Origin of the sequence: Parvimonas sp. D9, from assembly GCF_035282565.1 — a bacterium.
GTDB lineage: Bacteria > Bacillota > Clostridia > Tissierellales > Peptoniphilaceae > Parvimonas > Parvimonas micra.
In genome coordinates this window covers 276,023-289,201 of sequence record NZ_JAYKBM010000001.1, presented here as the reverse complement: position 1 = coordinate 289,201, position 13,179 = coordinate 276,023, and the positions used below count along the sequence as shown (strand labels likewise).

General features: G+C 26.2%; 13 protein-coding genes. All 13 read left to right on the top strand.

Annotated features, from left to right (window positions below; all coding sequences use genetic code 11):
• Positions 1-10: 10 nt before the first annotated feature.
• Positions 11-961 carry a DUF3644 domain-containing protein gene (locus VJI94_RS01485; RefSeq protein WP_324008069.1) on the top strand — a complete coding sequence of 317 codons (951 nt, stop codon included), beginning with the start codon at positions 11-13 and terminating at the stop codon, positions 959-961.
• 461 nt (positions 962-1,422) lie between these two features.
• The gene (locus VJI94_RS01480) at positions 1,423-1,566 is read left to right on the top strand and encodes a hypothetical protein (protein ID WP_324008068.1); all 144 of its coding nucleotides are present in this window, start codon (positions 1,423-1,425) and stop codon (positions 1,564-1,566) included.
• 583 nt (positions 1,567-2,149) lie between these two features.
• On the top strand, positions 2,150-4,696 hold the full coding sequence (mgtA, locus tag VJI94_RS01475; RefSeq protein ID WP_324008067.1) for a magnesium-translocating P-type ATPase: 2,547 nt from the start codon (positions 2,150-2,152) through the stop codon (positions 4,694-4,696).
• Between the two features lie 387 nt (positions 4,697-5,083).
• On the top strand, positions 5,084-5,581 hold the full coding sequence (locus tag VJI94_RS01470) for a CPBP family intramembrane glutamic endopeptidase (RefSeq protein WP_324008066.1): 498 nt from the start codon (positions 5,084-5,086) through the stop codon (positions 5,579-5,581).
• 81 nt (positions 5,582-5,662) lie between these two features.
• Positions 5,663-6,898, top strand: a complete 1,236-nt coding sequence (locus VJI94_RS01465; protein ID WP_324008064.1) for an aminopeptidase — start codon at positions 5,663-5,665, stop codon at positions 6,896-6,898.
• Positions 6,899-7,052: 154 nt separating this feature from the next.
• Positions 7,053-7,397: a prepilin-type N-terminal cleavage/methylation domain-containing protein gene (locus VJI94_RS01460; RefSeq protein ID WP_004833356.1), complete on the top strand. Its 345-nt coding sequence runs from the start codon at positions 7,053-7,055 to the stop codon at positions 7,395-7,397.
• Positions 7,390-7,812, top strand: a complete 423-nt coding sequence (locus VJI94_RS01455; protein WP_324008063.1) for a type II secretion system protein — start codon at positions 7,390-7,392, stop codon at positions 7,810-7,812. The genes VJI94_RS01460 and VJI94_RS01455 overlap by 8 nt, the downstream gene beginning before the upstream one ends.
• Positions 7,802-8,137 carry a type II secretion system protein gene (locus VJI94_RS01450; protein ID WP_004833358.1) on the top strand — a complete coding sequence of 112 codons (336 nt, stop codon included), beginning with the start codon at positions 7,802-7,804 and terminating at the stop codon, positions 8,135-8,137. The genes VJI94_RS01455 and VJI94_RS01450 overlap by 11 nt, the downstream gene beginning before the upstream one ends.
• Positions 8,115-8,657, top strand: a complete 543-nt coding sequence (locus VJI94_RS01445) for a prepilin-type N-terminal cleavage/methylation domain-containing protein (protein WP_029949054.1) — start codon at positions 8,115-8,117, stop codon at positions 8,655-8,657. The genes VJI94_RS01450 and VJI94_RS01445 overlap by 23 nt, the downstream gene beginning before the upstream one ends.
• A gap of 1 nt (position 8,658) precedes the next feature.
• On the top strand, positions 8,659-9,798 hold the full coding sequence (locus VJI94_RS01440) for a hypothetical protein (RefSeq protein ID WP_041953933.1): 1,140 nt from the start codon (positions 8,659-8,661) through the stop codon (positions 9,796-9,798).
• Between the two features lie 66 nt (positions 9,799-9,864).
• The gene (dut, locus tag VJI94_RS01435) at positions 9,865-10,296 is read left to right on the top strand and encodes a dUTP diphosphatase (RefSeq protein ID WP_324008061.1); all 432 of its coding nucleotides are present in this window, start codon (positions 9,865-9,867) and stop codon (positions 10,294-10,296) included.
• An 11-nt stretch (positions 10,297-10,307) separates the two neighbouring features.
• Complete coding sequence (locus VJI94_RS01430; RefSeq protein ID WP_324008060.1) at positions 10,308-12,638, top strand: DNA translocase FtsK; 2,331 nt, start codon at positions 10,308-10,310, stop codon at positions 12,636-12,638.
• Positions 12,622-13,164 (top strand): CDP-diacylglycerol--glycerol-3-phosphate 3-phosphatidyltransferase, encoded by a 543-nt coding sequence (gene pgsA, locus VJI94_RS01425; protein ID WP_004833363.1) that lies wholly within the window; start codon positions 12,622-12,624, stop codon positions 13,162-13,164. The genes VJI94_RS01430 and pgsA overlap by 17 nt, the downstream gene beginning before the upstream one ends.
• The last annotated feature ends 15 nt before the right edge of the window (positions 13,165-13,179 follow it).

The window sequence follows — 13,179 nt, the reverse complement described above, 5'->3', positions numbered from 1 at the left end:
AGGGTTTAAAATGGGTAGATCAATAACTAATGAATTGCTTGATAAATCAAAAGAGGCAATGGTATCTGCTGTACAAATTTATAACAACCCTTTGATTAAATTTAAGTCTGAGATGTTTATTATCACTGCCATTATTTCTTGGACATATCTTATGCATGCTTATTATAGCAAGAAAAGTATAGACTATAGATATTTTCATATGAAAGGCAAACGGAAAAGATATGACAGGACTAAAAATGGTGCATATAAACACTGGGAGTTAGAAAGGTGCATTAATGAACAAGCTTCTCCATTAGATAAAGGTACAGCAAATAATCTCAGGTTTTTAATTGGGATAAGACATGAAATCGAACATCAGAAAACAGATAGTATTGATGAATATATTGGAGCTAAATTACAAGCATGTGCATTAAACTATAATAGAGAGATAATCAAAATGTTTGGGGATAAGCATAGTATAAAAGATAATTTGAGCTTAGCGATTCAATTTTCTCCAATATCACCTGAACAGGAGCAGTTATTAAGAAAAGAATCAACAAATGAAATACCGGCTAATGTAAGGAATTTTATTGCAACATTTGAATCTGAGTTGGATGATGAAGAATTAAAATCATTATACTATTCTTACAGGATTGTATACATTCCAATACAAGTAAATCGAGCCAATCAAGCAGATAGGGCAATAGAATTTATTTCTCCAGATAGTGATAAAGCAAAAGATGTAGAACGTGTGTTAGTTAAGGCTGTTGAAAAAGCAAAATTTTTGCCTGGTGATATCATAAAAATGATGAAGGATGAAGGTTATTCTACATTTAGTATGCATTACCATACTCAATTATGGAAGGCAAAAGATGCTAAAAATAAAAAATACAATTATGGAGTAAGAGTTTCTAAACAATGGTATTGGTATGAAAATTGGATCGAAGTGGTTAGAGATTTTTGCCAAAAGAATAATTTTTAGCTTAATTATGGATATATCTGATTCTGGACTAAAAGTTTAAAAAAGTCCTATAATTAAATGAATTTGACGAGATATAAAGAACTAAAAGCCTGTATTTTGAATGGTTTTATATACATCGTACATTTGGAAAAGAAGATTGGAAGTAGTTTTTTGCAGTAATGATTTTAACTTTGACAGTTCAACTGCAAAAGATTAATATGATGATATTATTTTTGTACTAAGTGTAAAGAAAAAAGGATTGAAGTAAAACAAATCAAGAATATTAGTCTATTCTTTTGATTTAAAGTGGAAGTAATATTGCAACACTAAAAGCATCTTCACAAAAACTTACAGGAGCAATTAAGGTTGGTAGCGATTCAAGTCTTACACTAGAAATATTTGATAATTCTATTTTTGATGGCTATATAGATGGAAAAATAACAAATGCAGAAGGTAGTTCTGTATTAACAGATGTAGGAAAAGTGTCTGTAACACTTGATAGTTCTAGTACATGGACATTAACTGGAGATAGTTATGTTACAGAATTTAATAGAAATTCTGAAAATGTAATAAGTAATGGATATACTTTATATGTTAATGGAGCTGCATTAACAGATGTTAAATAAAATACTAGTTTATTAACTAAGGTTAGGGAGTAAACTTTAAAAGTACTCCCTAATTTTTTTATTTCATTTTTTTAATTTTTACTTTCTAATCTTAATTACTAAACCTAAAAAAGTAAGAGAATTACCATTAAGACTAAAGATAGACAAACCATTTTTTTGCATGTCTATGATATAAATTCTCAAATTTTTTAGTGATACATCTACAACAAAAATAGTCTTAATATTTTAAAAATTTTAGTAAAATAAGTTGAAATTTAAGGATAGCTATGATAGTATATAAATTAGAATGAATTGTTTGAAATATCTATTCTAAAAAATATTTATAAGTAGTGTATTTTATATAGATTAAGAGAATCCATACACAAAATTATTCACACATTTTAGGAGAATGAGCAGTATGATGCTTTATTGATTTTGTTAAAATTATAATTTAATTTTTTACATATTTTTTAATGTTATTTATTAGCTTAATTTTAACATTATATGGTAATTCTTTAATTTTAAAAGATGATAAGAGTTACTTCAAAAGTCTACTGTATCACTCTTTTTAGCAATATGTTTTAAATATAACAAGGAGGATATTATGAAAGAATTCTGGTCTTATGATTTAGATGATATATTAAAACGATTAAAAACTAATAAAGCCGGATTATCAAGTAAAGAAGCTGAAGAAAGAATTGATAAATATGGACAAAACATTTTTGAAGAAAAGAAATCATCTTCAAATTTAGGCATATTCATAAATCAATTCAAAAGTCCTATAATTATGATATTAATTTTTGCAGCAATATTATCTATGTTTTTAAAAGATTATTCTGATGGTATTATCATTCTAATCATTATTATGATTTCTGCATTTTTAAGTTATAGTCATGAAAGCAAAGCTAATAATGCAGTAAAAAAACTTCTTTCTTCTGTAAGCGTAAAATCTTCTGTTTTGAGAGATGGAAAATTTGAAGAAATAGACAATGCGATGTTGGCAATAGGGGATATAATAAATGTAAAAACCGGAGATATGATACCGGCTGATTGCCTGCTTATAGAAGAAAATTCGCTTTCAATGGATGAATCAAGTTTAACCGGTGAAACTTTTCCTGTTGAAAAAACTATACAAAAGTTATCTGCCAATACGGGACTTTCTGATAGAAAAAATTCACTTTGGATGGGGACTCATGTCATAAGTGGATCAGGTATGGCAGTAATAGTAAATCTAGCTAAAGATTCAGAGTTTGGAAAAATTACTTTATCTTTGGATAAAAAAGATTCTGATACAGACTTTGAAAAAGGCATAAGAGATTTTGGTAACTTGATACTTCATGTTACAACTTTATTAATTGGTATTATATTCTTATTTAATATAATTCTGAATAAATCTTTTTTAGAATCTTTTATGTTTGCATTAGCTCTCTCAGTAGGGTTAACTCCTCAAATGCTACCGGCTATTATAAGTGTAAATTTATCACAAGGTGCTAAGAGAATGTCGGAACAAGGCGTTATAGTAAAGAAATTAAATGCTATTGAAAACTTCGGTTCAATGACTATAATGTGTTCTGATAAAACAGGAACTATCACTCAAGGAAAGGTAAAGCTTGATTCTGCTTTAGATTGTAATAGTGAAAAATCAGATAATGTAAGCAAACTAGCATCTATAAACTCATATTTTCAAGAAGGATATACGAATCCTATTGACCAAGCTATTTTAGAAGTAAATAAAAATGATTTTTCTAAATATGAAAAAATATTTGAAATACCTTACTCTTTTGAAAGTAAGCTTTTAAGTGTCGTTGTAAAAACTGACCTAGATTTTGATGGTAGAAATATAATGGTTACAAAAGGGGCATTAACAGGCGTACTGAATATATGCAAAACTTATGAAAAATCAGATAAGACTGGTGGAGATATTGAAGAAGTTAGGAGACATATACTAGATTTATTTGATAAGTATTCAAGTCAAGGTTATAGAATTTTAGGACTTGCCTATAAATTTATAGAAGATGATATAGAAACTAAAAATCAAAGAGCTGAAGATATGGTATTTGTAGGTCTATTACTATTTGTGGATCCATTAAAAGACGATATAAAAGATGTTATTGCCGAAATGAATAGATTGGGAGTTTCTCTAAAAATGATTACAGGAGATAACAGTCTTATAGCTAAAAATATAGGTAGTCAAATTGGACTTGATCCTGAAAAGATTTTATTAGGAGAAGAACTGGATTCATATTCTATAAGTCAGCTTAACAAGAAAGTTTTAGATATAGATATTTTTGCTGAAATAAGTCCTAATCAAAAAGAAAAAATAATTATGGCATATAAACAGGCAGGGGAAATAGTAGGATATATGGGAGATGGTATTAATGATTCTCCTGCCATAAAGCAAGCAGACGTTGGAGTATCTGTAAATACCGCTGCTGATACAGCTAAAGATGCAGCTTCTATAGTACTATTACAAAATAGTTTAAAGGTGTTGGTATCAGGCATAAGTGAAGGTAGAAGGACATTTATTAATACTTTAAAATATATATTTGTAGCCACAAGTGCAAATTTTGGTAATATGTTTTCAATGGCAGGAGCAAGTTTGTTTTTGAGTTTTTTACCTTTATTGCCTAAGCAAATTCTTTTGACAAATCTACTAACAGATTTTCCTTCACTACAAATTGCTTCAGATTCTGTTGATGAAGATTGGTTAAAGAGTCCTGTTAAATGGGATACAAAGTTTATAAAGAAGTTTATGATTCTTTTTGGAATTATTTCTTCAGTGTTTGACTATATAACTTTTGCACTATTACTCTTTACTTTTAAGGCCGATGAAAGATTATTTCATACTGGATGGTTATTAGAGTCTATTATTTCTGCTATGGTAGTAATGCTTATTGTTAGAACAGCAAGACCGGTTTTTGCCAGTAAGCCAAGCAATAAATTGTTGATTGCTATAAGTGGAGTAGCTGTGGTTTTGTTTGTGATTGTATATAGCCCAATAAGTTCATATTTAGGATTAATAGCTCTACCTATTAAGGTATTGATATCTTTACTTGGCGTTTCATTACTATACGCATTAACAGCTGAGATATTAAAAAAATTTTTCTATAAACATAATTCGTTTTCTAGAAAACAAAGTATTAAAAAATAATAATATTGTGACTGAAAATAGTTATGTTTTTTATGAAACAAAAGTATTAACTGTTATTAAGTAAATATTTTATGTTTTAGATTACGATTGAAATAATGGAAAAGAAATTTTCCGTTATTTTTTTATATAATTGCAGATTAAACTTATAAATTATTTTGCTAAATTTAATTTTGTGATATACTATCATTAGTTAATTAATTAGAAGAAAGAAAATTAGTAGTTAAAAAATTTAAGGAAGATGTAATAATGAAAAGTAAATATATAAAGTCAAATATTTTTCCTATTTTTATAGAAATTTTATTTGTATTATCGTGTTTTATTGTAGAGAAACAATTTTATATTTATACAAATTTTTGTTTTTATTTATTATTAGGTATCTATTTCTATATGAGAAAAGATTTTTCTATAAAAGAATGGTATAATGCTATAAAAAGTGGAAAAAAATTTTTTGTACAAGTAATTTTAACAGTAGTATTTCTTTCTGTTGCATTTTACTTTACTATTACTTTAGAAAATATATTTCCTAATTTTAATAAGGGAATAATTTTATTGAGAGCTGATAATTGGATAAAATTAGTTTTATTAATTTTATCAACAATAATTTTTCCGCCGATTGTTGAGGAAACATTTTTCAGAAAAAATTTAATTTCTTTTAAGAATAATAAGATATTGGTATTTACTACTTTGTTATCAATGTTTTTATATGCTTTGGAACATTCTTTAACATTGTGGGGAATATTCCTATGTATGATATGGGCTTTGCCATTTAGTATTTCATATATAAAAACGAAAAATATTTATGTTTCAATGACTGCACATTTAATATGTAACTTAATAGTGAATGGTATTACAGTTTTTGAGGTATGTAAATTTCTTTTTAATTAAAAATTTTATTGTTTTGTTAAGGTTTGCATTTTTATTAAAAAGGTGTATAATAAATCTATAAAATATATTAAGGAGTGTGTTATGGAATTTAAAGAAAAATTAAAGAAATATTCTGAAACTATCATTAAGATAGGAGCCAATGTTCAAAAAGGTCAAATGGTAATCATAAGGGCGAATATTGAAGCAAAAGATTTCGTTCGCTCTTTAACAGAAGAGGCATATAAAGCCGGTGCAGGAGATGTTGATGTTATTTGGAGAGATGACATTGTAACAAGACGTAAGTTTGAATATGCAAGCATCGAAACTTTATCAGAAGTTAAAAAATGGACTGTAGATCAATATACTGATTATATTGATAGTAATGCAGTGTTTATTTCTGTTGTTGGAAACGATCCAAATAATTTAGACGGATTGGATATTGAAAAAATTAAAGCAAGTAGTATTGCAAATTCTAAAGCTATGAAATATTTTTCAACATCTCTTATGTCAGATAAAAATTCTTGGTGTGTTGTAGGAGCACCTACTCCAGCTTGGGCAAAAGTTGTTTTTCCTGAACTTACTGAAAAAGAGGCTGTAGAAAAACTTTGGGAACTAATATTTTATACAACTAGAATAGGAGAAGGAGATTCTATCAAGGGTTGGAAAGAACATATTAATGAATTGAGTAGAAGAGCAAAATATTTGAATGAAAAGCAATTTAAATATTTAAAATATTCCAGTAAAAAAGGTACTAATTTAACTATTGAATTACCAAAAAATCATATTTGGAATGCTGCGGGTAGTGGATTTAATTCTAAAGGAATTAGTTTTACTGCAAATATGCCTACAGAAGAAGTATTTACTCTTCCACATAAAGATGGAATAAATGGTGTTGTTTATAGTACAAAAGCTTTAAATTATAATGGAAATATAATTGATGAATTTAAGTTAGAATTTAAAAATGGAAAAGTTGTTAGTTATGAGGCAAAAAAAGGTTATGAAGTTTTAAAATCTCTATTAGAAACTGATGAAGGTGCTTTGTCTTTAGGAGAAGTTGCCTTAGTACCTTTTGATTCTCCAATTTCAAATACAAATACAATGTTCTTTGAAACTCTTTATGATGAAAATGCATCTTGCCATTTAGCTTTAGGTAGAGCTTATCCGACTTGTTTGAAGGATGGAGAAAAGATGACAGAAGAAGAACTTAAAGAAAGAGGAGCTAATGATAGTTTAGTTCACGTTGATTTTATGGTTGGAGATGAAACGTTAAATATAGTTGGAATAACTGAATCTGGAGAAGAAGTTCCTGTATTTACTAACGGAAATTGGTCAAATTAAAATTAATTGCAGGAATTTTCCTGCAATTTTTTTACCAATTTTTGAGGTTGTGAGGTTGTATAAATGTGATGCAAATAATTTTTTGATTAGATTATTATTGTAAAAGTTATTTAATAATTAATTAATTATTTATTTATTTTTAGGAGGATTTAAAATGAAAAAATTGAAGAAAAAAGCATTTACACTTATTGAACTTTTAGTTGTCATAGCGATACTTGCAATTTTGATTTTGATAGCAGTTCCTAGATATAACAATTCAAGAGTTAAAGCTGATAAAACTGCTCATTCTGCAAATGTTAAGGTTTTAGAAGTGGCAGGACTTAGATATTTATCAGAAGAAAAAGTTGAATCTGATAAAGATATAACTGAGGAATTGGTAAGTAAAAAATACATAAAGGAAATCCCTAAATTGCCAAAATCTATAAAAGGAACGGTTTATAAAGTTGAAATAAAAAATGGTGATGTTGTAGTGACACCTACGGTAGAAAAAGATGATTAAGAGAAAATCATTTACTTTCATAGAATTGATTGTCTGTTTAGCTATAATTTCTGTTATGGTTATAGTTATTAGAGTTAATTTTGTAAATAATAAAAAAACAATTGCGCATGAAGAGTTAAATTTAATAGCAGAAAGTATTGAAAATGCAAAAGTCTTTTCTATAGAAAATAGAAAAATTGTTGTTTTAAAATCCGATTCTGCAAATGGAACTTTTAATATTTCATCAGAAGAATCTGTATTGAAAAAAATTCATTGTAAAAATTTGAAAATATTGAATAGTATTAAATTGGAATTTAATACAAATGGAATTCCAAGTGAGGGAAAAACTTTTAAGTTTTCATATGAAAAAGAAAATTATGAAATTAGAATAAGACCGGTAACAGGTTTTGTTAATGTGATTAAAAATGAAAAATAACTTTTTAAAAAATAAGGCATTTACATTGATAGAATGTATTTTTGCGATTTTTATTCTATCAGTTATAAGTATTTATATAATATCAGGAATTAATAATTTTTTACAAATTCAGAATATGAATATAAAAAATAATAGCAAATTATCAGATATTGAAAATACAATAGAACTTATAAGAAATAATATTAAAACTAATAAACCAATTTTAAAAGAAGTGGATATGAGTAAATATGAAATTAAGGTTTCCGATTTAGGCGAATTGTACAATATAAAGATTTTTTTAAAAGATAATATGGAGAAATTATATGAATTTTATGTATCCAAATAAATTAAAATCATTTACGTTGTTAGAACTTTTGATTACAATTGCAGTTTCGAGTGTTATCATAATTTGTTGTGTGCATATTTTTTATGGGACATATTTTGTAAATTTAAACCAAAGGAAAAATTACTCAAAATTGGAGCAGATAAATTATGCAATGAGTTATATGGAAAATGAAATTGCAGATTCTGTAGAAACTAAAGTTAATACAGATGGAATTGAGATAAAAAGATATAGATATAATTCTTTTTTAAGTGAAAGTTCAAATCATACAATATCTAAGGTAAATGAAATAGCATATAAAAAAGTAAAATATGGAGATAAGTATGAAATACGCAGAATATCTAAAGATATTTTAAATTCAACATATTATGGAAATAATTTGTTGATAAAAGATATAGATTATTTTGATGTGGAGAATATTGAAGATTACTTGGTTTTAAAAATTTCTTTTAACGGGAGAGAATATAGTAAATATGTTTTTTTAAAAAATAAAAAATTTGAATATTTGACTGGAGAAAATTGATATGAAACGAAAATCTTATATTATGCCAATTGTTTTATTGATATTTTCTCTAGTTGTAGTTGCATTTTTTTCAATTTATCATAGAACACTCAATACACATAATCATAAAAATTCAAAAGAAAAGGCCATTTCTAAAAAGCTGAAAGAAATAAGTTTGGAAGAAATTTTAAGTACAAAAGCTACTTTAGATTTTGTAAATAGTAAATTAAATAAAAGAGAAAATTTTAATTTAAAGGTTAATATTAATGATTTATTAAAAGTCAATAATATTAACGATTTTTCTCAAAATTTTGAAAATTATGACTTAAGATTAAATAGCAAAAAGGTAAAGAAAAAACTAAACTTTTATGACAGAAAAAATGGAGCTTTATCTTACTTTGTTCGTCAGTATGAGATTTTCTTTGAAGTAAGAAATAATAATGAACTAACTGAATATAAAATTGTTGATAAGAATAGAATTGAAAATTATTTATTTGATTTACAAGTTAAAGGTTTTGTTGATGGTAAACTTAAAATGTTAAGTGATGATTTTTATTTTAACTTGAACAATGACTTCTCTAATTTATATGAAAGAATTTTTAGTAATGAAATTCAAAATACATATTCTGAAGATTTAAGAATTTATGATTATAAAGAAAAAATATATTTTATGTATAATGAGCAATATTTAAAATTATTAAAGGATTATCTATCTTATAAAGGATTTGAATTGGAAAGCATGGATATAAATTTGTGTGATATAGATAATTTAAAGAATTGTTCAAGAGAAGATTTTATTAAAAATTTTCTATTAGAAAGTTCGGAATATATTAAAGACCATAAATATAATATTATAAACATTGATGTTAGGAATAAACTGTATTTTGATTTAAATACAGAGGTGGAAATTTATAGTAATATAAAGATTGATGATTCAAGTGAAATTATAGTTACTGATAAATCACCAAAAATTCAAGGAGTTTTTGTAAATAAGTCTAATAAAGAAAAATTTGATTTTAATTTTGAAGGTATTTTGTTTTCAAAAAACAAATTAAAAAGTAAATATAAATTTTTACCTGAGGTGTTAGATCTAACCGCAAGATTTGTGAAAATTAGTGATGATTTTTACCTGGAAAAAATTCAAAAAAATGACATTAAGTAGTTTGCTTAAAATTTATAAATTTGATATACTATAAATGTTCAAATTATAATTTTGGAGGATAATTTAATGGAAGTTAAAATTATAAATAGAAGCAAAAATGAGAATCCAACTTATGCTACGGAAGGAGCTTCCGGATTTGATTTAAGAGCTAATTTAGATGAAGATTTAGTTATTAAACCTATGGAAAGATTTGCTGTTCCAACAGGATTATTTATAGAGATACCTTTGGGTTATGAAGGTCAAATAAGAGCTAGAAGTGGAATGAGTTTAAAGCATGGTATAACTATGGCAAATGGTGTTGGTACTATAGATAGTGATTATAGAGGTGAAATAAAGGTTCTTATTGTTAATATTTCTGATAAAGAATATGTCATAAAAAATAATGATAGAATTGCACAAATGATAATTACAAAATATGGAAGAGCTGATTTTAAACTTGTAGAAGAACTATCTGATACAACTAGAGATAAAGGTGGATTTGGACATACAGGTTATTGATAGGGGAAAATATGAAAAACAAGAGAAAAACTAAACCGAAGACAAAGAAAGCAAATTTTAATAGAGAAAATAAACTTTTTAAAAATGTTATTTTGGGACTGTTTTTATTAAATTCTTTTTTCATTTTATTTTCTTTTTTTGGTAATACAGGATTTTTAGGGAATTTTGTTAGAAATATTTTTCAAAGTTTATTCGGTAGTACGTATTTTATATTTTTACTTATTATGGAAGTTATTTATATAATTGTGCTTTTTGGGAAATTAAATAAGAAAAATAAAAACCGCAGTATTATGACTTTGTTATTATTTTTTAATTATATGGCTATGGTTGACTTGGCAAATAATTCTTCTAATAATTTTTCAATAAAATTAGCTGTCGCTAAAAACTCAATTCCAAAAGGAAGTGGATATATCGGAGCTGTTTTTGGATATTTTTATAATATTATGATTGGAATGATAGGTCTTTATATTTTTACTTTTATAATAGGATTATTTTTAATACTATCTTTTTTAGATATAACATTTGTAGATTTTTTAAAAATTATGAAAAGTTATATTTTAAAAGCTTTTGGAAATATAAATGATAAATATTCAAAATATAAAGAAGAAAAAAAACTTAAAGAGCAATCAAAAGAAGAAAATGCCAATGAAAATTTAGAAATTACTGGAAATGAAGACAACTCAGAAGAAAGAGAAATAGTATTTTTAGACCATAGTGATAATTTTAGCAAGGACGAAGAAATTGAAACTGAAGAAATAAAAAAAGAAGAGCTGTTAAATAGTTTCAATCTGTTTCCAGATGAAAATTTAAAAAATATTGAGAGAAAAGAAAAATTTTCTGAAAAAAAATCAGATGATTTGGATATAAAAATAAATAGTTCTGAGGATAAAAAAATAGAATATAAGATACCACCTTTAAGTTTATTAAAGGGAAGTAGAGTAAAAGAAACTGAATCAGAACAAACTTTAAAACAAAGAGCTAAAAAAATTGAAGCAACTTTAAAAAGTTTTGGAGTAGGAGCAAAAGTTGTTAGAATAAATAAAGGCCCCACAGTAACTTGTTTTGAATTACAACCTGATATGGGTGTTAAAGTAAATAAAATTGTAAATTTAGCGGATGATTTATCTTTAGCTTTAGCATCTTCAGATATAAGAATCGAAGCTCCAATTCCGGGAAAATCAGTAATTGGTATAGAAGTTGCAAATACCTTAAAAGAAAATGTATCTTTAAAAGAGATATTATCTTCAAAAGAGTATCAAAATTGTACATCTAAGATGCCAATGGCACTCGGAAAGACAATTTCAGGAGAAATTATAGTTTCTTCAATAGATAAAATGCCACATATGTTAATTGCAGGAGCGACAGGATCCGGAAAATCTGTTTGTATAAATACTTTAATTATGAGCATTTTATTTAAATCTTCTCCTGAGGATGTAAAAATGATTTTGATAGATCCAAAAGTGGTTGAACTTAAGATTTACAATAAAATTCCACATCTTGCAATTCCGGTTGTTACTGATTCGAAAAAAGCAAGTGCAGCTTTAAACTGGGCTGTTAGAGAGATGGAGAGACGTTATACTTTATTTTCTGATAATCAAGTTAGAGATATTAAAGGATATAACGAAAAACAAAAAACTGATGAATTAGAAAAATTACCTTATTTGGTTATAGTAATAGATGAACTATCAGATTTAATGATGGTAAGTGCAAATGAAGTAGAATCTTATATTTGTAGACTTGCACAAATGGCTAGAGCTTGTGGAATTCATTTGATAGTTGCTACTCAAAGACCTTCGGTTGATGTAATAACAGGAACAATAAAGGCGAATATTCCATCAAGAATTTCGTTCCAAGTTTCTTCACAAATTGATTCAAGAACTATTCTTGACTCATCCGGCGCTGAAACATTATTGGGAAAAGGAGATATGTTGTTTAATCCTTCAGGTGTTTCAAAGCCTATTAGAATTCAAGGCTGTTTTGTTTCTGATAGTGAAGTTGAAGCAGTTGTCAATAATATTAAAGAACAAACTCAAGAAGTTTTTTATGATGAAGAAATTATAAAAAATATTGAATCTGAAGTTTCTAATATGGATAATGAAGATGATGATGTCGATGAGTTATTTTATGATGCAGTTAGAATAGTTTTAGAGGAAAATTCTGCTTCAATTTCATTATTACAACGTAAGATGAAGATTGGCTATGCTAGAGCTGGAAGAATAATTGATGAAATGGAAAATAGAATGATTGTAAGTAAACAAGATGGAAGTAAACCTAGAAAAATTTTAGTGGGTTTTGATTATTTAGATAGATTGAAAGGGGAAAGTAATGAATATAGCAAATAAATTAACTTTGTTTAGAGTATTTTTAGTACCTATTTTTATTATGAGTTTGCTATTTTTAGGAATAAATAATATTTTAGGGTTTTTAATTTTTGTAATTGCATCTTTGACTGATATGTTAGATGGATATTTGGCTAGAAGTAGAAATTTAGTTACTACTTTTGGGAAATTTATGGACCCTCTAGCAGATAAAATATTGGCTTGTTCTGCACTTGTTATGCTTGTACAATTTGGAAAAGTTGAGGCATGGATGGTTTGCATTGTTTTAGCAAGAGAGTTTATAATTTCCGGATTTAGATTGATAGCTGCATCAAATGGAATAGTTATTTCAGCCAGTATTTATGGTAAGATAAAAACTATTACTCAACTTTTTGCAATAAGTTTTATACTTTTAAATTCTACAAGATTAATTAAAATTCCATTAAATATTGATATTATATTGTGGTATATATCTGTTGTGTTTACAATTATTTCAGCAATAGATTATATTTGGAAAAATATAAAAGTTTTAGATTTAAAAAATATATAATTTTAGGAGGATAAA

What these genes read in the sequence shown, in the direction of transcription:
- VJI94_RS01485 (WP_324008069.1), top strand. Translation starts at nt 11, where the DNA reads ATGGGTAGATCAATAACTAATGAATTGCTTGATAAATCAAAAGAGGCA.
- mgtA (WP_324008067.1), top strand. Translation starts at nt 2,150, where the DNA reads ATGAAAGAATTCTGGTCTTATGATTTAGATGATATATTAAAACGATTA.
- VJI94_RS01470 (WP_324008066.1), top strand. Translation starts at nt 5,084, where the DNA reads ATGAGAAAAGATTTTTCTATAAAAGAATGGTATAATGCTATAAAAAGT.
- VJI94_RS01465 (WP_324008064.1), top strand. Translation starts at nt 5,663, where the DNA reads ATGGAATTTAAAGAAAAATTAAAGAAATATTCTGAAACTATCATTAAG.
- VJI94_RS01460 (WP_004833356.1), top strand. Translation starts at nt 7,053, where the DNA reads ATGAAAAAATTGAAGAAAAAAGCATTTACACTTATTGAACTTTTAGTT.
- VJI94_RS01455 (WP_324008063.1), top strand. Translation starts at nt 7,390, where the DNA reads ATGATTAAGAGAAAATCATTTACTTTCATAGAATTGATTGTCTGTTTA.
- VJI94_RS01450 (WP_004833358.1), top strand. Translation starts at nt 7,802, where the DNA reads ATGAAAAATAACTTTTTAAAAAATAAGGCATTTACATTGATAGAATGT.
- VJI94_RS01445 (WP_029949054.1), top strand. Translation starts at nt 8,115, where the DNA reads ATGAATTTTATGTATCCAAATAAATTAAAATCATTTACGTTGTTAGAA.
- VJI94_RS01440 (WP_041953933.1), top strand. Translation starts at nt 8,659, where the DNA reads ATGAAACGAAAATCTTATATTATGCCAATTGTTTTATTGATATTTTCT.
- dut (WP_324008061.1), top strand. Translation starts at nt 9,865, where the DNA reads ATGGAAGTTAAAATTATAAATAGAAGCAAAAATGAGAATCCAACTTAT.
- VJI94_RS01430 (WP_324008060.1), top strand. Translation starts at nt 10,308, where the DNA reads ATGAAAAACAAGAGAAAAACTAAACCGAAGACAAAGAAAGCAAATTTT.
- pgsA (WP_004833363.1), top strand. Translation starts at nt 12,622, where the DNA reads ATGAATATAGCAAATAAATTAACTTTGTTTAGAGTATTTTTAGTACCT.